The organism is Corynebacterium sp. HMSC034H07 (genome assembly GCF_001815175.1).
Taxonomy (GTDB): domain Bacteria; phylum Actinomycetota; class Actinomycetes; order Mycobacteriales; family Mycobacteriaceae; genus Corynebacterium; species Corynebacterium hiratae.
In genome coordinates this window covers 69,527-88,643 of sequence record NZ_KV819530.1, presented here as the reverse complement: position 1 = coordinate 88,643, position 19,117 = coordinate 69,527, and the positions used below count along the sequence as shown (strand labels likewise).

Annotated in this window: 16 protein-coding genes; 5 read left to right on the top strand and 11 right to left on the bottom strand. The window is 60.7% G+C overall.

Features of this window, described 5'->3' with window-relative positions:
* Nucleotides 1-19 precede the first annotated feature (19 nt).
* The gene (locus tag HMPREF3009_RS07510; RefSeq protein WP_046649330.1) at nt 20-976 is read right to left on the bottom strand and encodes a DUF1963 domain-containing protein; all 957 of its coding nucleotides are present in this window, start codon (nt 974-976) and stop codon (nt 20-22) included.
* Between the two features lie 129 nt (nt 977-1,105).
* Nucleotides 1,106-2,014, bottom strand: a complete 909-nt coding sequence (locus tag HMPREF3009_RS07505) for a uroporphyrinogen decarboxylase/cobalamine-independent methonine synthase family protein (protein ID WP_049157233.1) — start codon at nt 2,012-2,014, stop codon at nt 1,106-1,108.
* Nucleotides 2,015-2,122: 108 nt separating this feature from the next.
* Between HMPREF3009_RS07505 and HMPREF3009_RS07500 the strand changes: the two genes are divergently transcribed.
* Complete coding sequence (locus tag HMPREF3009_RS07500; protein WP_046649328.1) at nt 2,123-2,491, top strand: PH domain-containing protein; 369 nt, start codon at nt 2,123-2,125, stop codon at nt 2,489-2,491.
* A gap of 2 nt (nt 2,492-2,493) precedes the next feature.
* Here HMPREF3009_RS07500 and mnmA read toward each other — a convergent pair whose 3' ends face one another.
* Complete coding sequence (gene mnmA, locus HMPREF3009_RS07495) at nt 2,494-3,579, bottom strand: tRNA 2-thiouridine(34) synthase MnmA (protein ID WP_049157234.1); 1,086 nt, start codon at nt 3,577-3,579, stop codon at nt 2,494-2,496.
* Between the two features lie 104 nt (nt 3,580-3,683).
* On the opposite strand from mnmA, the gene HMPREF3009_RS07490 reads away from it, so the two are divergent.
* A complete protein-coding gene (locus HMPREF3009_RS07490) occupies nt 3,684-4,526 on the top strand; it encodes a spermidine synthase (RefSeq protein ID WP_070681088.1) in 843 nt (280 codons plus the stop codon).
* Here HMPREF3009_RS07490 and HMPREF3009_RS07485 read toward each other — a convergent pair.
* Nucleotides 4,523-5,677, bottom strand: a complete 1,155-nt coding sequence (locus HMPREF3009_RS07485) for a glycoside hydrolase family 25 protein (protein ID WP_070681085.1) — start codon at nt 5,675-5,677, stop codon at nt 4,523-4,525. The genes HMPREF3009_RS07490 and HMPREF3009_RS07485 overlap by 4 nt on opposite strands.
* A gap of 185 nt (nt 5,678-5,862) precedes the next feature.
* Here HMPREF3009_RS07485 and HMPREF3009_RS07480 point away from each other — a divergent pair, with 185 nt between their 5' ends.
* Together HMPREF3009_RS07480 and HMPREF3009_RS07475 are read left to right on the top strand one after the other, a co-directional pair.
* Entirely contained in the window at nt 5,863-6,333 is a 471-nt protein-coding gene (locus HMPREF3009_RS07480; protein ID WP_070681083.1) for a hypothetical protein, read from the top strand.
* A gap of 81 nt (nt 6,334-6,414) precedes the next feature.
* Nucleotides 6,415-6,840 carry a hypothetical protein gene (locus tag HMPREF3009_RS07475; RefSeq protein WP_046649324.1) on the top strand — a complete coding sequence of 142 codons (426 nt, stop codon included), beginning with the start codon at nt 6,415-6,417 and terminating at the stop codon, nt 6,838-6,840.
* Nucleotides 6,841-7,002: 162 nt separating this feature from the next.
* Here HMPREF3009_RS07475 and HMPREF3009_RS07470 read toward each other — a convergent pair whose 3' ends face one another.
* The 7 genes from HMPREF3009_RS07470 to HMPREF3009_RS07440 form a co-directional block, all read right to left on the bottom strand.
* Entirely contained in the window at nt 7,003-11,949 is a 4,947-nt protein-coding gene (locus HMPREF3009_RS07470) for a DEAD/DEAH box helicase (protein ID WP_070681081.1), read from the bottom strand.
* Between the two features lie 112 nt (nt 11,950-12,061).
* Nucleotides 12,062-13,198 carry a cysteine desulfurase family protein gene (locus HMPREF3009_RS07465; protein WP_070681076.1) on the bottom strand — a complete coding sequence of 379 codons (1,137 nt, stop codon included), beginning with the start codon at nt 13,196-13,198 and terminating at the stop codon, nt 12,062-12,064.
* Nucleotides 13,198-14,157 carry an electron transfer flavoprotein subunit alpha/FixB family protein gene (locus tag HMPREF3009_RS07460; RefSeq protein WP_070681073.1) on the bottom strand — a complete coding sequence of 320 codons (960 nt, stop codon included), beginning with the start codon at nt 14,155-14,157 and terminating at the stop codon, nt 13,198-13,200. Before HMPREF3009_RS07460 ends, HMPREF3009_RS07465 begins: the two co-directional genes overlap by 1 nt.
* Before the next feature lie 12 nt (nt 14,158-14,169).
* Nucleotides 14,170-14,970, bottom strand: a complete 801-nt coding sequence (locus HMPREF3009_RS07455; protein ID WP_070681071.1) for an electron transfer flavoprotein subunit beta/FixA family protein — start codon at nt 14,968-14,970, stop codon at nt 14,170-14,172.
* 34 nt (nt 14,971-15,004) lie between these two features.
* Entirely contained in the window at nt 15,005-16,153 is a 1,149-nt protein-coding gene (locus tag HMPREF3009_RS07450; RefSeq protein ID WP_070681069.1) for a THUMP-like domain-containing protein, read from the bottom strand.
* Between the two features lie 20 nt (nt 16,154-16,173).
* Nucleotides 16,174-17,001 (bottom strand): NUDIX hydrolase, encoded by an 828-nt coding sequence (locus HMPREF3009_RS07445; RefSeq protein ID WP_049154926.1) that lies wholly within the window; start codon nt 16,999-17,001, stop codon nt 16,174-16,176.
* Nucleotides 17,002-17,096: 95 nt separating this feature from the next.
* A complete protein-coding gene (locus tag HMPREF3009_RS07440) occupies nt 17,097-17,945 on the bottom strand; it encodes an ABC transporter ATP-binding protein (RefSeq protein ID WP_070681066.1) in 849 nt (282 codons plus the stop codon).
* Between the two features lie 57 nt (nt 17,946-18,002).
* Between HMPREF3009_RS07440 and HMPREF3009_RS13770 the strand changes: the two genes are divergently transcribed.
* On the top strand, nt 18,003-19,117 hold a 1,115-nt coding region (locus tag HMPREF3009_RS13770), incomplete at its 3' end, for a maltotransferase domain-containing protein (protein ID WP_232761014.1).

Here is a 19,117-nt window from a genome sequence, read left to right as displayed (position 1 = left end):
GGAAATTGGGGAAGCAAAACTAGCCGCAATCCCAGTAAAAGACAGCACCATCGGCCCTGCCAGTGTTTTCGGAGCGGTACACGACAGCCTCGCCAGCCTGCATTTTCTTCAATGCGTCCGGGTGCAGAAATACGTGGGCCACACCGAGGTCACCCCACATGGCCTCGAAAGGAAGCTCTTCTTCTTCCAGATATGTGGAATCGATTTCTAGGAAGTGAACGTACCCTTCAGGCTGCGTAGGGTCTTGTGCGAAGGCTGGGAAACCGCCAAGCATAATGTCGCTTTGGTTTCTGGCTGCGGCTCGCAACTCAACCAGCTCGTCAAAGTAATCAAACTCTTCAAGAAAGTCATCGCCTTTTCTAGACTTCAAAGCCTCGTACACTGCATAGTCGGTGGGAGGGACCATTGCCACTGCACTAGACAAGGAGATCGGAGAGTTCATAACCTCCCCAAGATCCTTGCTAAACGGGGAACAAAAATCCTCGTGCTTTTCATCGAAGGCAGCAGGCTCCGCGGTATGAGGTCCAGGAAAGCTGTGGTTGCCAAAGCCTTCCGCAGGCTCAGGGATATAGCGAATTTCCATGCCATCGCCAGGCGAATCCGAATCGAAACCGCCGAAGAACGGATCAGCACCGACGAAGAGTTGAAAAATTCCTGACTCCGGAATCAATCCGTCGAGAGTTGCTTCGCTTTCCGACGCCCCCTCCGCACGCACATGACAGACAATATCGGCAAAATTTAGCTGAATGATATGGAGTAATGGCTGACCGTTCTTTGAAATGGGCCATGTCGAACCTTCCGGAAGATACGGTCTACCTCCGAAGTACGAGCCATGTTCGGTGGGAGTGCCGTTGGAGTAGGGAAGGACGACGCCTGGCTTGGCAAGTTGGATTAGGTCATCGGCATCTTCGGAGACGAGCTCTCCGGACTCGATCATCGAACGTAACGCTTTAACCTGTGCTGTGAACTCTGGCATGGCAGGTGGTTCTTTCTCTAGGACAACGAGGGATTTAATCAGGGATTATCCTTCAAAAGAAAGCATGCTGCAATAGATATCTAGCCTGTTCTGGTTCATATTCGAGGCCTAGGTCAGGTGAAAGCTCAATTAGAGATCCCCAGCATCGCGGGTGAGAATGCCGGCGGTCTCGTTAACCGAGCGCAGAGAACGAGCGGAAGCCTTGACGGGATAGACGTCGAAACGGTCGACGAGGAGCTCGCGCGGCATGCCGATGCGGTCGAGATGCCGGGCCAGCGCAATGGCCTCCGCGCGGGCATCGGAACCTTCAAGGCCCAGACCAATGCGGTGGCCCGCGTTGAGGTGCTCGCCCAAGCCGTCCAGGTGGCGCGGGGTCTCCAGACCACGGAAATCCGTGAGGAAGGTCGTGGCTGCGGGCGCGACTGACCACAGCGGCGGGGCGTGCAGGTAGTCGGCCTCGAAGACAAGGAGCTGCTCAAGAGCTACCTCATCTGGGACCGCCGGAATGGTATCGAAGTCGGTGGTGCCGGGGATTCGGCCGGCGATGACATCGGCAAGCAGGGGCTCGTCGAGCTGGATAGCGACCTCCCCGTGGAAACGGCGCGCAACATTCGCGGCGTGGGCACGGACGCCATAGAGAAGTGACTCTGCGAGTTCGTTAAAGGCGCCGCGATCGGTGAGGACACGGTGGCCGTCGGAAAGCTCAATGCTCGCCGCAAGCGACCAGGGACCGAGCGCTTGCACCTTAATACGGGGCACGGTTTCGCCCCAGACTTCCTGGACCTCGTCGATATCGCGCTCCAAGCGGTCCCACGTACGCCGGGTCAGCAGCTGCGGGCGCGCTGTCATGCGCCACGAGCGCGGGCCGCGGTCGATGGAGATAGCCTCCAGCATGCTGGCCGTGCGGCCCACCGCATCCGACCCCAACCCGCGCTCGGGAAGTTGCGGGATGGCAGGGAGCTCGGTCTCCCCCATGATGATGTCCGCGGCCTCTGCGATGGAGGTACCGGGCATGGGGCCAAGGGCGAATCCCGTCATCTGTTCTCCTTCCCGAATGTTTTTCTTTTAATACCGAATCAAAGACTACTGCGACATCTATAATGCAATTCACAAACCACTAAGTCGCAGATAGTAAAGGATACTCCCGTGGCACTTGAACAGTTTTCTGGCTGGACCTTCTATTCTCCTTGCGAGATTCCGAGCGACATTCCGTCAATTCTCGCAGCCAACGAAAAGCCAATCTGCGCATTTAAAACTGTCCGAGACGCAGCGGTCTTCACTAGCCACCGATTGATTATCCGAGATTCTCAAGGTCTCACTGGAAAGAAAGTCGAAATCTATTCTCTCCCTTACTCCTCCATTAATATGTGGTCGACGGAGAATGCCGGAAAGCTCCTGGACGTAAATGCTGAACTGGAGCTCTGGACACGGGCTGGCCACTTCAAAATCAACATCGGGCCCAAAGTCGATATTCGAGCCCTCGACCGACTCATCGCCGACTGCGTGCTTCGATAGAACTACTCAGTCCCGCAGATGGTGCCGGAGCCCAGGACAATATCACCCAGCTCATCCGGGCTCGGCAGATAGAGCACGGCGGCCTGGCCACGAGCCACGCCGGAGAGCGGCTCGTTCAGCTCCAGCGTCATGCGGTCGGCCTCGCGGTCCACGTGAGCGCGGCAGGAAACGACAGAGCCGTGGGCGCGCACCTGCACCTCGCAGTCGAAGTCACCTTCCATCGCTGGGTGCAGATACTTCAGGCGATCGGCCTCAATGCGGGTTACGGCCAAGTCGGCGCGCGATCCGACGGTGACGGTGCCGGTGGCAGCGTCGATGTCGGTGACGTAGCGCGGGGAGCCGTCGGCAGTCGGCGTCTTGATGTCGAGGCCCTTGCGCTGGCCGATGGTGTAGTTCCACGCGCCGTCGTGTTCCTTGAGCTCATTGCCCTCGGTATCCACGATCATGCCGGGGCGCAGGCCGATGGAACGGCCCAGGAAGGCCTGGGTATTGCCGTCCGGAATGAAGCAGATGTCATAGGAATCCGGCTTGGCCGCCGTGGAGAAGCCATGGCGTTTGGCTTCCTCGCGGATCTGCGGCTTCGGGGTATCGCCAATCGGGAAGAAGCAGTGATCCAGCTCTTCCTTGGTGATAACACCCAGCACATAGGACTGGTCCTTGTTCTCGTCCAAGGAGCGGCGCATGTAGCCATCATCGTCGATTGTGGCGTAATGGCCCGTGGCCACCGCATCGAAGCCCAGCGCCATCCCCTTGCGCAGTAGCGCCGCGAACTTGATCTTCTCATTGCAGCGCAGGCAGGGATTCGGGGTCTCACCGCGGGCATAGGAGTCCACGAAATCGCCGATGACGGCTTCCTTGAACTCCTCAGAGAAGTCCCACACGTAGAAAGGAATGCCGAGCTTGTCGCAGATGCGACGGGCATCGGCGGAATCCTCCAAGGAGCAGCAGCCGCGTGCCTTCTCACGTGTCTGCTGCGCATCCTTGTGCAGGGCCAGGTGCACACCAATGACGTCGTGGCCCGCCTCCACCGCACGCGCGGCTGCGACCGAGGAATCGACGCCGCCGGACATGGCTACCAATACTCGCATGCTCTCCCCTTCTCGTTTCGTTATCGCCCACCAAGGCTAGTCGCGGTGCACCTCATACCCCAACACACGAACCACGCAGCCTATTCCCTAAGCTAAGAGGCACTATGGGCAGAAAGCGCAACACCACCAATTCCATCGCGGGCACCTACGAGATTTCCACCGGCGAGCTCGTCGTCGAGCCGGATCCTTTCCGCGACGGTGCCTTCATCCTCAACGTCAATGGTGTGCCATCCTCACACCTCATCCCTGAGGAACCTCGCACCCTCGAGTTTGAGTACATGCGCTGGATTGCCGCTGCGGTAGAGAACCTCGCCCCTGGCAAACGTCTGCTCCACCTGGGCGGCGGTGGCTGTTCTCTTCCCCGCTACTTCGCTGACCTCTGGCCGGATTCCCACAACACCGTCGTCGAGCTCGACGCCAAATTGGCCGAGCTCATCCGGGAACTGGCCGATATTCCTTCCGCTCCTCGCGTGAAAATCCGCGCCGGCGAGGCACGCGCCGTGACCGAGGGCTTTCCGCCGAACCGCTTCGACGTCATCATCCGCGACGTCTTCGCCGGCGCCGTCACGCCCGAGCCTCTCACCACCGAAGAGTTCTTCCAGCACGCCCACGCCACCCTATCCCCCGGCGGTCTTTACGTTGCCAACTGCGGCGACCACTCCGATCTCCAGGGCGCGAAGGCGGAACTAGCTGGAATGGCGGAGGTCTTTGCACACGTCGCCGTTATCGCCGACCCTCCCATGCTTAAGGGTCGGCGCTACGGCAACATCATCCTCATCGGCTCCGATACCGAGTTGCCCCACGACGGCTCCCCCGAAGCCGCCGCCCTGGCCAAGCCGCTCCTCTCCGGTGCGGTGCCCGCACACTTCCGCGACGAATCCTGGACCCGCCGCTTCTTTACCGGCGCGAGCCCCCGCCACGACGCCCCGGCAACCGCCGACGATTAGCGCAGGCTCTTGAGCAGGTCCGCCACCTGCTTGGAATCAAATGCCGGGATCTCCACACCCGCGGCGTGACCAGCACTGCGTGCAGCACGGCTGGCATTCTCCACGTCCTGCTCGCTGACGTTGTTGGCATCAAAGTCCTGCAGGTGCTGCGCGTTATCCAGGAAGATGGCTAGGTCGCCGACGGTGGCGTCGTTATTTGCCAGGCTCTTGAGGTCATCAACGCTAATAGCGCCGGTGTTGAGCAGCTTCTCTGCCTGCTTCACAAGCCCGGTCGGATCCACGTCTAGACCCGCATCCTTCGCGGCATCGGCCACGGCGGGAACGGCCGCCGCACCTGCTGCCAGTGCCAGGATTCCAGCAATCAGCACGCCGGCGTCATCACCCAAGTCAACGCCCGGAATGACCAGGTCATCCAAGATGCCACCGAAGTCGATGTAATTGCCAGCAGAGAAGGAGTGCAGCTGCGCCTCAGTACCGTTGAAGAGGTTCAGGTCAACGTCGGTCTCAATGCCGGCCACGCGGCCGCTGCCGGAGCGCTGCCAGAAGGCCAGCTTGTCCCAGCCGCCGACCGGGTCCGGCGCGGTGTCCTGGTAGGCCGCCAACCACAACGGATACTCGGAGAAGCGCGTGGTGTTACCCATCTGGCCCATCCAGAAGTACTTGTAGGTGTACAGCATCGGCGTGCGGCCGGTCAGGGACTTGACCTCCGTCATGAAGGTATCAATCCAGTCAGCAAGCTGGTCGGCATTCAGTCCCTCATCCACCTCGATGTCGAGCACCGGCGGCAGGGTCTGCGTCGGCACCAACGCGATTTGGGAGGCGAAGCTGGCCGCCTGCTGCTTGGCATCACGTGCCGGGCGCGCGTAGTGGTAGGCGCCGACCTTCAGTCCAGCGGCTGCTGCGGCATTGGCATCGCGCACGAAGTGGTTGTTGACAAAGCCGACGCCCTCGGTGGCCTTCACGAAGGCATAGGACTGGCCATCGGACTTCACGGCATCCCAATCGATTCCGCGAAGGGACGCGTGGTTATTTCCGGAGACATCCACACCAGAAGGTGCGTAGGACGGGATGGCAACGGCAGTGGATACGGACAGCGCAAGGGCCGTTACTGCAGTAACGGCAGCGGTAACAAGGCGACGTGCATGGCTCATGCGCGCCACACTACCTCCGCTTTAACACCAAACACTGAAGCAACACACGAAACATTAAACTCTTTTGCCACACCACTGACGCAACTCCCCAACAACCGCTCCCAACAGCAGCAACCGCTGCTAGACTGCGCTTCACATCGCTACCACCCCATCAGGTGATCACGACGCCGACGAAGGACAGCGCCATGGACCAACCCACCATCGACCCACACCTTCCCAACGAGCCACAGCAGCCTGCCGACCCAAATGCGCCCAAGGCAACTCAAGACCCCAACGGACCCCAAGCGCCCAAAGCATCGGAGTTGCCTCCACGCCGCGGCTGGGAAGGAGTCTTCAACGAGAAACTCGCACTGTGGGGCTCCGCAATCCTTCTGTCCGGCTGGGCGCTGGGATTCCTTTCCTTGCTCATCGCTGACAGCTCTACTTCGGGCACTGATGATGCCGTGTCCTTCTTCTTCGGATTCTTCGGCATTTTCGCGTTCATCGGGCTGTGTATCGCAACGCCTTTTCTCGCGACGCTTTTTGCCTTCCTCGCCCTCGCATCACTCGACTCTGACGTGCCAGAACGCAAACGCAACGCCAGAATCGCACTCGTGCTGGCGATACTGAGCATAGTGCCCATCGTTGTCTACTTCGGGCCAAAATACATGTTTTAGGTGCCGTCTCTGTGATGTCTAGGCCTTGACAACCTCAGCCAATGACAGCGCCAAAGACTAATGCCGACGAAGGATAGCCCCATGGACCAGCCCTCCATCGATCCTCACTTCCCCAATGAGCCACAGCGGCCCGCAGAGCCCAAGGAATCTGAGCTTCCTCCACGCCGCGGCTTAGCAGGAATCTTCAACGAGAAACTCGCCCTATGGGGCTCCGCTATCCTTCTGGGGAGCTGGGCGCTGGGATTCCTTTCCTTGCTCTTAGCAGACAGCGCTGCATCAGGCCCTGATGGGGCCGCGTCCTACATGTTCGGATTCTTCGGCCTTTTCGCGTTCATCGGGCTGTGGTTTGCAACGCCTTTTCTCGCGCCCCTCTTTGCCTTCATCGCCATCGCATCGCTTGACTCTGACGTTCCCGAACGCAAGCGCAACGCCATCATCGCACTCGTGCTTTCGATCGCGTCGGTGATTCCCATCGTCGCGCACTTCGCGCCGAACTATTTGTTCTAGGTCTCGACCCTAGGTGCTGGGCTCCAGGTGCCAAGTCCAAAACCTTGATACTTATGCAGTGCTTGGCGACGCCCCCACCCAAGCTTGCGGACCCTGATCATCCAGGAGTCCTGAGCGGGATGAGCCGCAGCCACGAGTAACCGGGCGCAGCTTATTGCATCGCTATTCGGAACCCAGCCCATCCACGATTCGCACTGTCTCCATCGCCACGCGCACGACTTTCCCAATCAGGTCCACGATGTAGCGCGGGTTTCCAACCTCATCGGCCCAATCGTTAGGGTCGTTGACGATGCCAGAAGCCTTATCCTTCTTGACCTGGTAGCGGTCAATCAGCCACGCGACTGCCGAGCGCGAGCCCAGCATGTACTCGTCAGCTTCTTCCGGAATGCCAGCAATGGTCACGCGCTTGTTGTAGATCAACTTCGTCACGTCATTGACGTTCTTTCCCGTCTCCGGATCCTTGCGCTTGGCCCACTTCATCTTGAGCACGCGCCACGTCTCACGGTCTGCTTCATCGCCCTTGACCTGAATGTCTAACGGCCACGGCTCCACGGTCTCGTAGTTGACGTGAAGGTCCATCAGCTTTTGGCCAGCAGCAGCGAATTTATCAAACTCCGCACGTGAACTCGGCGTCTCAATATGCGGCAGCATCTTCTTCAAATCCGCCGCGTACTTCGTGCGGTAGACGGGGTCATGCAGCTTGCCGTAAACAAAGTGGAAGATGTCATCACCCGTGATGTCTGAACCCAGCGCATCGCGGTAGAGAGCCTTAATCTCATCAGTGATGTTGTCCACGCGCACGTAGCCGTCGACGACCTCGCCAATCGAACCGTAGACGCTGGCTTCGCCTTGCTTTACCGCGGTCCCCTCACCGAACAGCCCACCGTCGTCGGCTTCGACGGCGGCCCAGGTGAAGCGGGGGAAGTATTGGCCGGTGTCCAAGGTGTGCGAATTTGGAAGAAGATCTGTAACTATTAATCCAAACTCATAATGTGATGCCGCCCCGGTCAATACAAACCCGACATTTCGGTGCCCCGGGGTTGGAAACATCGACGGGAGCTGCCCACGACGATCATTGAAGTCTGATGAAAAGTACAAATGCTGGCGGCAAAACGGCCGGTACGCCCCTACTCGACAGGCGCGATTGTCGAAGGAAAGCTTGGCTCCCCTCTTCTTTAGTTGATCGTATCGAGACGACCACTTAATTTCTGCAGGGTCAATTGTCTTTGTGTCACCAATTGCGTTGAAAAAATCTAAAGAACGTCTCACATTACCAATCAGCTTGCTCCGGCTGAAAGAATAGGCCCACGCATCACGAGCGGTTCCAACTCCACCGCTATTCACTGCGAAAAACGACGTTTTCCGAGTATTTTCCTTCTTGGCGCTTATAACAGGCCAGGTAGTGAATTCTTCAGAGCGCTGGCCCAACCAGTCTCCTTCCCTATTCGGAGTAATCGACTGCCAGTCCACATTCCCTACCAAGGAAGTATCTACGATACGGAGCTTTTCTTCCGCTGTGAGGTAGTCGCCAATATCTCGATAATGCAGGTCGAAAGCAGATTTCGAAGGGTCTATTACTCCGATCGTGATCGCTACAGTATTGCGAGAACCGGAACCAAAGACCTTTCCGCCTTCCTTCCGCGATTGTTCGCCAGCGGTTCGCTGGTTGCCCCGTAGGTTAAACACGTACAGGTCAGTGAAATCCTCGGCCATAGACAGTCGCACACCGTCTCCAGTGTTTCCATCAATCCAGCCGCCATTGGAGACGAACGCGACGACTCCCTGGTCACCAATGCGGTCGGTGGCCCAGCGGAAAGCGCGCAGATACGAGTCATACAATGAGTTCTTCAGTTGGGCGGTGGACTTCGCCGCATACGTCTCCGCAATCCGCTTATCCAGGCTCGGATACTTCAGGTTTGCGTTGAGGTCGTTCGCGGACTTCTGCCCTGCCGAGTACGGCGGGTTACCAATCACCACGTTGATAGGCGCTTGTTTCTGGCGCTCGATGGTCTCGTTGTTCTCGCGGAATATGTTGAGATCCGGGATGTCGCCTTCCTCGTGAATCTGGAAGGTATCGGCTAGCGCAATGTTGGTGAAGGGAACGTACTCGGGTGCGGGTTCGCCATTGCGCAGGGCAGCTTCTTCACACAAGGCGTTGTAGGTGGTCTCAATGTTCACTGCGGAGACGTAGTAGGCCAGCAACATGATCTCGGTGGCGAAGAGCTCATTCGCGTACTTGCGGGCGAGGTCCTCCGGCTTGATGAGCCCGGATTGCAGCAGACGAACCGTGAAGGTGGAGGTGCCGGCAAAAGGATCGAGGATGCACACGCCCTCGTCGGTAAGTCCCTTACCGAAGTGCTTCTTGGATACGTCGTCGGCGGCGCGCAGGATGAAGTCAACGATTTCGACTGGGGTGTAGACGATGCCAAGGGCTTCGGATTGCTTCTTGAAGGCCTTGCGGAAGAAGCGCTCATAGAGCTCCTTAATAACTTGTTGCTTGCCGGAAGCAGAGTTCACCTCAGAGGCGCGGACACGGACGGACTCGTAGAACTTCTCCAGTGATTCGGTTTCGGTATCAAGGTTGGCTTTGGTTAGGGCCTTGACCATCTTCTCCATGACCTGGGCCACGGGGTTGTAGGTGATGAAGTCATGGTTCTCAAAGAGCGCGTTGAAGACCGGTGCCGTAATGAGGTGCTGCGAGAGCATCGAGATGGCATCTTCTTCGCTGATGCCATCGTTGAGGTTATTGCGCAGACCCTCCACGAAGCTGTCGAATTCGGTGCGGAGGGAGCCATCGGCGCCGTCGAGAAGAGCCTTGATGCGGGTGATTTGGTTCTCCGCGATGGTAGCGACGTCGTCAGCCCAGTCTTCCCAATAGGTGCGGGTGCCGACTTTGTCCACCAGCTTGGTGTAGATGGCTTCTTGCCACTGTTCCAGCGGAAACAGTGCCATCTGTTTAGCGAGATCCCCGCGTCGCTCTGCTTCGTCAATATCGCCGCCACCGATATTCGCGTCGCTGCTATTGAGCTTCTCCCGAGGGTCTTCTTCCTTCTTGGCATCGTTTGGATCGTCAGGAATCGGATTGACCGGAATTGGGATGATCGGGAGCTCGTTGGGGTCGCCATTCAGAGCAATGGAGTTAATCTTCGCGTTGAAGCGATCATCGTGGGCGCGCAGCGCGTTGAGGATCTGCCAGACCACCTTGAAACGTTGGTTGTCGTTGAGCGCTTCTGCCGGGGAGACGTTGCTGGCCACGGCCACGGGCAGAATGATGTAGCCGTAGTCCTTGCCCTCGGACTTGCGCATGACGCGGCCGACGGACTGGACCACGTCCACCATGGAGTTGCGGGGGTTGAAGAAGATGACGGCGTCCAGCGCCGGGACGTCCACGCCTTCGGAGAGGCAGCGCGCATTGGTGAGCATGCGGGACTCGTGCTCCCCTGCTGGGGACTCCAGCCAGGAGAGCTTGGTGCCGCGCTCCATGGCGTTCATGCCGCCATCGACGTGCTGGGCGGCGACGTGTAGGTCGACGTTGGTGAGGGAGACGTCGTTAAGCACTGCCTTTTCTTTGAGCAGTTCCTGGTGGGTGCCAATGAGTGAGGGGTAGGTCTCCGCGATGAGTTGGGAGGTCTTGATGTCCTTGGCAAAAGCCACGGCGCGCTGCATGGGCTGGGCGTCTTCCTCAAAGCCGCCCTTCTTGCCCTGCAATTCGCCGGAGCGCTTGGCCAGGCCGTTCCAGGCGCCAATCATGGCAGAAGCGAGGGAGAGGTTGACCTGGTTGTTCTCACTGTGGGCCATGGCTTGGGCAGCCACGGATTCATCCACGGTCATGACAAGCACCTTGTAGTCAGTAAGCAGCCCCTTGTCCACGGCTTCGCCAAAGCCGAGGCGGAAGAACTCTGGTCCGTAGATGGCTTCATCATCCATGGAGGCCAGCTCCGCGGAGTGCTCTTCGGCCTTGCCCTTGACGGCTTCGTCATAAAGGCGTGGGGTGGCTGTCATGTAGAGGCGCTTGGCTGCCTTGATGTAGTCGGCATCGTGGACGCGGACGAAGTTGCTGGCATCCTCCCCGGCCAAGGTGATGCCGGTGGTGCGGTGGGCTTCATCGCAGATGACGAGGTCGAAATCATCGAGGCCTACCTGCTGGGCATCGTGCACCGCCTGGATGGACTGGTAAGTGGAGAAGACGATGTTGAGGCCCTTGGCGCGCTTGCCGGATTCAAAGCGCGTGGTGATGTCCTTGCCTTCGGTAGAAACTGGGACTTCAAGGTCGTAGACGGCGATGTCTTCGGCCTTCTTGGAAACCTTGCTATCGGAGCACACCGCGAAGGCGCGCATGTCGAGGCGGCCCTGGGCGGTCCACTCCTTCAGAGTTTGGGAGAGCAAGGAGATGGACGGCACGAGGAAGAGGATGCGGGCCTTGCCGCCGTTGTCCTCAGCAACGCGCTCCGCTAGGCGCAGCGCGGTGAAGGTTTTTCCGGTGCCGCAGGCCATGATGAGCTTGCCGCGATCATGGGTCTTGAAGCCTTCGATGGCTTTGTCGATGGCCGCCTGCTGGTGCGGGCGGGGCTCAAAAGTCTCACGTTGGGAGAGGTTGATCTGGATGGTCTTATCGCGTATCTCCGAGCCAGGGAAGGCCACGTCCCAGTTGATGGGTGACTCCGCAATCGCGGAGATGCCAATGCGGCTGGTCGGAATAATCTGATTGGCCAGAGCATCCTCCGCGTGGGAGGACCAGTGGTCCGTGGTGGAGATGATCAGGCGGCTGCCAAAGTGCTGGCGGCCTTCTTCAGTGTCAAAAGAATGCCCGGAAGCCTCGAAGAAGGAATCCAGGTGGGACTTCTGGATGCGTGCCTTGGAGTCATAGAACTTGCACTGAATGGCGGTCCACGTGCCGTCATCCACGCGGCGAGCTACCAGGTCAATGCCGGTATCCGCCTTACCACCGTTGTAACGCCAATCCGTCCAGCGGTAGACCTCATCGAATTGGTTCTTCAAGGTCGGGTCGGTCTTGAAATAGTTGACCATCAGCTTCTCAAAGGCAATGCCATATTTAGCCTTTGGTTGGTTTTCACGCAGCTGTTCTAGGACCTCAGAGAACTTCGACATGACAACATTGTGCCTGATGGGCTATCGGCTCCGTGGCATAACACCGAAGATTGCGAAACGCGTTTGCTCGCCTTTGTCTTTGGGCGTCGGTACTGGCCGGGAGCTGTTGTGTCTACACCGACCGAGCGCGGCGGATAATCTCCGGAAGTTCCTTGATAACCACGTCGATGTCCTCTTCGGTGGTGAGGCGGCCCAGGGTAAAGCGCAGGCTGCCGCGGCCGTGTTCCTCGTCGATGCCCATGGCTTCGAGCACGTGGGACATGCGGTTAACGCCCGCGTGGCAGGCAGAGCCGGCGGAGGCTTCGATGCCGGCGGCGTCGAGAAGCATGATGAGGCTGTCGCCATCCGTACCCGGGAAGGACACGTGCAGGTGGGAAGCCAAGGTGGGCTCGGCAGAGTTGATGATGACGTTGTCGATGCTGGATTCGATGCCAGCCTTGAGCTTGTCGCGAAGTGCAGTCAGGCGGATTTCCTCCTGCTCCATTTCCGCGACAGACTCGCGCAGGGCCGCAGCGAGGGCGCTCGCGCTAGCGACGTCGACGGTGCCGGGGCGGATGCCGCGCTCTTGGCCGCCACCGAAGGCGATGGGTTGAGGGGCGGGGGTACGGCGTGCGAGAAGCAGGCCGATGCCGCGCGGGCCGCCGAACTTGTGAGCGCTGGCTGCGAGTGTGGTGGCACCCAGCTCATGAAAGTTGATGGGCAGCTTGCCGGCGACCTGCACGGCATCGATGTGCACCGGGGTATTCTGCGCGGCGGCGCGCTGGGTAATGTCCGCGACCGGCTGAATGGCGCCGGTCTCGTTATTGGCCCACATGCAGGTGGCCACCGCGGCCGGGGTATCCAGGGCGCTTAAATCGCTGACGTGGCCGGTGGAATCAACCGGGAGAAGCTCTACGGTCGCGCCGTGCTCAATCTGGAGCTTCTCCACGGTTTCGAGCACGGCAGGGTGCTCGATGGAGGTCGAAACGATGCGCTGCGCGGCTTCGGGGGAAGCAGCCTGCGCAGCGCGGTAGAGGCCCTGAATGGCGATGTTGTCCGCCTCCGTGCCGGAGGAGGTGAAGATAACCTCGATGGGTTCGCAGCCGAGCAGCTCGGCGACGGTCTCGCGGGCGTCGTCAAGCACGGAGCGCGCTTTGCGGCCCGAGGCATAGGACGCGCCCGGGTTGAGGGAACTGGCTGCCTTCGTCCACGCGTCGATGGCGCTTTGGCGCATGGGCTGGGTGGCTGCGTAATCGAGGTAGAGCGGCATTAGTTGCCGGCCCCCTTGCGCTTGGTCAGCTCCGCGGCCAAGGCCGGGGCGATCTCGTGGAGGTCACCCACCACGCCCAAGTCGGCGATCTGGAAGAAAGGCTCGTCCTGGTCCTGGTTGACAACGACGATGGTCTCCGAGGTCTGCATGCCGGAGGTGTGCTGAATAGCACCGGAAATGCCGAGGCCAATGTAGAGCTTCGGGGAGACGGTTGCACCGGTTTGACCGATCTGGAAAGCGGGGTCGTAGAAACCCTCGTCCACGGCGTCGCGGGTAGCGCCGACGGCGGCCCCGAGGGCGTCGGCAAGCGGCTCCACCACGTCAGCGAACTTATCGCCCACGCCGCGGCCACCGGCCACGACGACCTTGGCGGAGGTCAGCTCCGGACGGGCGGTCTTCTCAGCCGGGGTGAAGGAGGTGACGGTGACATCCTTCGCTGTAGCGGCAGGCAGCTCGAAGGGCGCGGGTGCTGCGGTAACCGGCTGCGGCTCGGCAACCACGGAGCCTGGGCGCAGGGTGTAGACCACAGAACCGGTGGCTGTGGAGGAAGTCTCGTAGGAACCACCGAAGATGGTGTGGTGGGCGGTTCCGTCGGCATTAATGCCGTCGACGTTGACCAAGGCGCCCGAGCCCAGGCGGGCGGCCAGGCGGCCGGCGATCTCGTTGTTGGTCGGGGTGGAGGCCAGCACGATGGGCGCCGGGTTATTGGCGGCCAAGGCGTGGAGGGCGTCAACCTCCGGGGTGACGATGCGCTGCTCATAGTCGGCGGCGGTGGCCTGGACCACCTGGGCGGCACCGAAGTTGCCCAACTCGGTATCGAAGGAGGCGGCGGTGGCGGCATCCTTGGCAACAACGACGGCGGAGACGGTGCCGAGCGCGCGGGCGGCGGTGATGAGCTCGCCGGTAACGGGGCTGAGCTGGTCTGCTTCGTGCTCAACTAGGACATAAACGTGAGACATATCTTTTCTCCTTTAACCCTCGATGAGATTCTTGGCGGCCAGGAACTCCACGACCTTGGCGGCAGCCACGGCCGGATCTGGGTCGGTGATGACCTCACCGGCAGTACGGGCCGGGCGCTGCGCGGAGGCAGTCACCGTGGTGGTGGACGGCACACCGTCGATGCCGAGGTCCGCCACGGCGAGGGTGGTGACCTCGGCCTTCTTGGCTGCCATCAGGCCCTTGAAGTTGGGGAAACGCGGCTTATCGGCCTTGTCGGTAAAGGACAGGATGGCCGGAAGGTTGGCGCTAAGCTCCCAGTGGCCGTGGACATCCTCGCGGGTACCGGTAGCGGTGGCACCGGCCAAGGAGGCGGCCTTGAGCTCCGTGAGCGCGGGCAGCTGGCGGTACTCAGCCAGAAGGCCAGCAACAAGCCCGGTGGAGGCATCCGAGGAGTTGTTGCCCAGGGTGATGACCTGGACCTCGCCGAGCTTTTCTGCCACCTTGTTGATGGCGGCGTTGAGAACCCAGGCGGTAGCCAGGGCGTCGGCGCCGGCGAGGGCGTCGTCGACAACGTGCACGGCGTGGTCCGCGCCCATGGCCAGGGCCTTGCGCAGAGCCTCATCGGCAGCGGCCGGGCCCATGGTAAGCGCCACGACCTCATAGCCGGCGTCGGCGTTATCGTCGCGCAGGCGCAGGGCCTGTTCGACGGAGTACTCATTGACCTCATCGATGACGTTATCCACCGAGGTGCGGTCCAACGTGTGGTCCGCCTCCAGGGTCTTCGTTGACCACGTATCCGGTACGTGCTTGACCAGAGCCACAATGACTGGCATGTGGGCACTTCCCCTTCCGTAAATTTTGAAACTATTAGGGTGCGTAATTACCTTCGGTCGATACTACTCGCGGTCCACACAACACCGCGACTCCCTTCGTCCCAATGCGCGTGACCACGAGAGTCTTGGCGGTCGACCCCTTCAACTTGAGCTTCTTGCGCAGCTGGTCCGGGTTCACGTCTTGCCCGCGTACCAGGATTTCCAGCGAGCCGACGTCGTGGGCCGCCATGGCCGCTTTTAGCTTCTTCATGGGGACCATCTCGATGAATTCAAATCCGGACGTGCCGTGAGGCAGGCGGTCACCGGTGAGGTAAGCAATGCGCGGGTCCAGTTGGTGCAGGCCTTCCCGCGCGGCGTAGTGGCGCACCAGCCCGGCGCGCACGATGGCGCCGTCGGGGTCGATGAGGAAGCGGCCGATGGGGCCGGCCTCAGGTAGCTCGTGCTCTGCGACGTCGTCGATGACGTCCGTGTGGATTCCATCTGGCGTGGTACTGAGGACCACTGCCCTTTTCCCTGTTCCCAGGCCTGGGGTGTACAGGCAGGTTTCCTTCACCCCTCCGTCAAGGCTGACTACGCAGGCTAGGCCTTCCCATTCGGAGTGGTCGATGCCGGGTGCGCATTTGATGGCCATCTCGCTGTGGGTGGCCAGCAGATCTGCTGGCGGGGGCAGAAGTTGGTCCAGGCGGGTAATGCGGTTACCGCCTCGGCGCCGGGCGGGGTCGGCGATGCAGACTTCGGCGGTGGTCGTGGTGGTCAGAGCATCAGCGCGAAAGACTGGGTGCTCAATGTTGTGCTGCGCCATGGCTACGCGCGAGGCGTCCAGGTCGCTGCCCACATACGTACCCGGGCGGTAGGCCTGGCCTTCGGTGCCGATGGAGCAGGTGAGGTCGTGCACCAGGTCCACGGTGCGCTCACGAAGGAACTGCGCGCGGTAGGCCGCCACTGCGGGTGGAGTGGCTTGTTGGGCGGAGTCGTGGTCCATGAGCCACTGCCCCGGCAGCTTGCCGGAGCTGCGGGCTTGGATGAGTTCGGCCACCGCACGCCCGTAGTCACCGAACTGTGCCTGCAGCTTGGCGACGTCCCGCAGGTGCGCCTTCTTGGTCCCCTCCAGGTCTGCTGCGGCGGCGTCGATAGCGGTGGCGTGCGCGCGCAGGAAGGAGACTTCGTCCAGGGTGTAGCTCATGGTGGTTTCTTCAAGCCGGTTTAAATGCGGTCGACGGGGAACGTGGTGAAGTATTCGCGGTAGCGCTCATCATCGCGCGGGTCACCGATGATGGGGCGCAGGTCGGAGAAGGAGGCATCATCTAAAACCTCTTTAACGCTGGAATAGGACGTGAGGCGCTTGAGCTGTGCCCACGTCGGGATGGCTAGGCGGACCAGCCCGGCGCGCCAGCCGTCGAGGACCAATTGCGGGTCGAACCAGCCGGCGTCATCGGCTTCGCCCGTATCCCCATCGGGTTCTTGGCCCTCGGGCAGTACGCCGATGAAGAAGAAGGTGTCGAACCAGTGGTTGTTATCTTCGCCGGCCCAGCGGGACCAAGGCAGCAGCATGTCGGCGTCGACACGCATGCCGTTGTGCTCAAGGAACTCGGTGAAGGAAATCTCGTGGGTTTCTAGCAGCTCGCGCTCGCGGTGGTAACGAGAGGCGTCGGAGACCAAGCCGTCCTCGCGGATGGCTAACAGCGTGCCGGCCTCCTCGAAAAGCTCCCGGGCGGCGGCGAAGACAAGGGCGTGTGCCTTGTACTTGGTTACGCCCATGCGGCGTGCCATGGACACCACTGAGCGGCCTGCCCACAGTTCGCCAGAGTCCCAGGTTCGGGGCGGGAAGTCACGCGGGTCTACCCCGCCGCCGGGAAAGACGACGTGGCCGGGGTAGTTGCGCATGGTGCGCACGCGTTCTTGGATCCACACGCGCAGCCCCTCGGCCGTATCGCGCAACAAGAGGACAGTAGCGGCCAGACGTGCCCCGTTAAAGCCCGTTGTTTCGCCAGGGTCGATGGCGTCAAGGCTGTCGTGGATGGACTGACTCATGCAACTTTCCGTGTCTGCAGGCTGGGGGCAGAATTCGAGAGGTATACGTCGAGGGTGTGTACTGAGGTTTTGTACTGAGAGATATGTACTAGGGGTTAGCGGACTCGTCGGGCGAAGTACCTCTCCCCGATGCGATCCACCTGGATAGGTTGGTGGAAGGCCTTGGAAAGGTTTTCCGACGTCAGGACAGAGTTAATGAGTCCTTTGGCCACGACCTTACCCTCATCCAGGAGCATCGCATGGGTAAATCCGTAAGGGATTTCCTCCACGTGGTGGGTAATCATGACAATCGCCGGGGCATCCGCATCGAGTGCTAGGTCCCCCAAGTAGCCCACGAGGTCCTCACGGCCGCCCAAGTCCATGCCCGCGGAGGGCTCATCCAGGATGAGCAACTCAGGGTTCGACATGAGCGCACGAGCGAGGATGACGCGCTTCTTCTCACCTTCGGAGAGCGTGCCCCAGGTCCGCTCTGCGAGGTGCGCGGCGCCGACTTGTTCCAAGATCTCGTCGGCACGGGAAAAGTCCATGTCTTGGTAGTCCTCACGCCAGCGGCCGAGGACCGCATAGCCAGCAGACACAACGAGATCATCCACGCGCTCGTTGTCCGGGATGCGGTGCTGGACGGCAGCGGAAGAGATGCCAATGGCGGCGCGCAGATCGCGCATATCCGTTTTGCCCAGGCGCTCGCCCATGAGGAAAGCCACGCCAGCGGACGGGAATTCTTCGGCGGCGGCCATGCGCACCAGGGAGGTCTTGCCCGCGCCGTTGGGGCCGATGATGACCCAACGCTCATCGAGCTCCACCTGCCAGTCGACGGGCCCGACCAGCGTGCGCCCGCCGCGTCGTAGCTCGACGCCGCGGAAGTCAATCAACCAATCCTCGTCGGTTTCCATCAGTTCAGGGTCTTGCTGGCTCAATTGCTCTGGAGTGTTCACAGGCACCATTGTGGCCGATATCTTCCTTCCCCGGTGAAACTGACACAGCTGCATTATTCTATGGGCATGACTCAACGCCTTGGTATCGACGATGTCCGCCCCTCCCTCTCCGGTAATGCCGCCTCGAAGGCCGTAGTCGGAGAGGTTGTTCCTGTCACCGCGCTGGTGTGGCGTGAGGGCCACGATGCCGTCGCCGCGACGCTGTCGGTGTGGAACACCGAATCTCCGTCCACCTCCGCCGTGACCATGACGGTGGACCCGGAAGACCAGGACCGAGTCCACGGGGTGTTTACTCCGGCGACTCCCGGGCGTTGGTTCTTCCGCATCGATGCCTGGTCGGATCCGATGTCCACGTGGCGCAACGCGGTGGTCAAGAAGATGGAGGCGGGGCAATCGGCGCGGGAGCTCAGCAACGATCTGTTGCACGGCGCCGAGCTCTTCGAGGAGGCGGCCATCCAGTGCCCGAGCGATAAGGCGGAGCTGCTCTTTAAGGCGTCGAAGGAGCTCAAGGATGACACAGTGGACGTCGACAAGCGCGTGCGTACCGCGCTCTCCGAGGAGGTCGCCGAGATCCTCCACCACCACCCGCTGCGCCACCTGCTGGTCGAAGGAGACATCCACGAGGTCCTGGTAGAGCGCCGCGATGCCCTCTACAACTCCTGGTACGAGCTCTTCCCGCGCTCGACCGGCGGGTGGGATGACGAGGGCAACCCCGTGCACGGCACGTTTAAGACCACAGCGCAGGCACTGGAGCGCGTGGCTGCCATGGGGTTCGACACCGTCTACTTCCCTCCCATCCACCCCATTGGCGAAGTGCACCGCAAGGGCCGCAACAACTCGGTGGTGGCTGAGCCTGGTGATGTGGGCTCGCCCTGGGCTATTCAGGACCACTCCACCACGCACCCGAAGCTGGGCACGATGGAGGACTTTAAGGAGCTGGTCAAGAAGGCCGCCGACTTGGGCCTGGAGGTAGCGCTGGACCTAGCGCTGCAGGCCTCCCCAGACCACCCATGGGCCAAGACCAACCCGGAATTTTTCACGGTGTTGGCCGATGGCACTATCGCCTACGCGGAGAACCCGCCGAAGAAGTACCAGGACATCTATCCGCTCAATTTCGATAACGACCCAGACGCCATTTACGCGGAGATCTACCGCATCGTCATGATTTGGGTGGAGGCTGG

Bases quoted from the DNA above. Each gene is read 5' to 3' on its own strand.
- HMPREF3009_RS07510 (WP_046649330.1), bottom strand. From the start codon at position 976: ATGCCAGAGTTCACAGCACAGGTTAAAGCGTTACGTTCGATGATCGAG.
- HMPREF3009_RS07505 (WP_049157233.1), bottom strand. From the start codon at position 2,014: ATGACGGGATTCGCCCTTGGCCCCATGCCCGGTACCTCCATCGCAGAG.
- mnmA (WP_049157234.1), bottom strand. From the start codon at position 3,579: ATGCGAGTATTGGTAGCCATGTCCGGCGGCGTCGATTCCTCGGTCGCA.
- HMPREF3009_RS07490 (WP_070681088.1), top strand. From the start codon at position 3,684: ATGGGCAGAAAGCGCAACACCACCAATTCCATCGCGGGCACCTACGAG.
- HMPREF3009_RS07485 (WP_070681085.1), bottom strand. From the start codon at position 5,677: ATGAGCCATGCACGTCGCCTTGTTACCGCTGCCGTTACTGCAGTAACG.
- HMPREF3009_RS07480 (WP_070681083.1), top strand. From the start codon at position 5,863: ATGGACCAACCCACCATCGACCCACACCTTCCCAACGAGCCACAGCAG.
- HMPREF3009_RS07475 (WP_046649324.1), top strand. From the start codon at position 6,415: ATGGACCAGCCCTCCATCGATCCTCACTTCCCCAATGAGCCACAGCGG.
- HMPREF3009_RS07470 (WP_070681081.1), bottom strand. From the start codon at position 11,949: ATGTCGAAGTTCTCTGAGGTCCTAGAACAGCTGCGTGAAAACCAACCA.
- HMPREF3009_RS07465 (WP_070681076.1), bottom strand. From the start codon at position 13,198: ATGCCGCTCTACCTCGATTACGCAGCCACCCAGCCCATGCGCCAAAGC.
- HMPREF3009_RS07460 (WP_070681073.1), bottom strand. From the start codon at position 14,157: ATGTCTCACGTTTATGTCCTAGTTGAGCACGAAGCAGACCAGCTCAGC.
- HMPREF3009_RS07455 (WP_070681071.1), bottom strand. From the start codon at position 14,970: ATGCCAGTCATTGTGGCTCTGGTCAAGCACGTACCGGATACGTGGTCA.
- HMPREF3009_RS07450 (WP_070681069.1), bottom strand. From the start codon at position 16,153: ATGAGCTACACCCTGGACGAAGTCTCCTTCCTGCGCGCGCACGCCACC.
- HMPREF3009_RS07445 (WP_049154926.1), bottom strand. From the start codon at position 17,001: ATGAGTCAGTCCATCCACGACAGCCTTGACGCCATCGACCCTGGCGAA.
- HMPREF3009_RS07440 (WP_070681066.1), bottom strand. From the start codon at position 17,945: ATGGTGCCTGTGAACACTCCAGAGCAATTGAGCCAGCAAGACCCTGAA.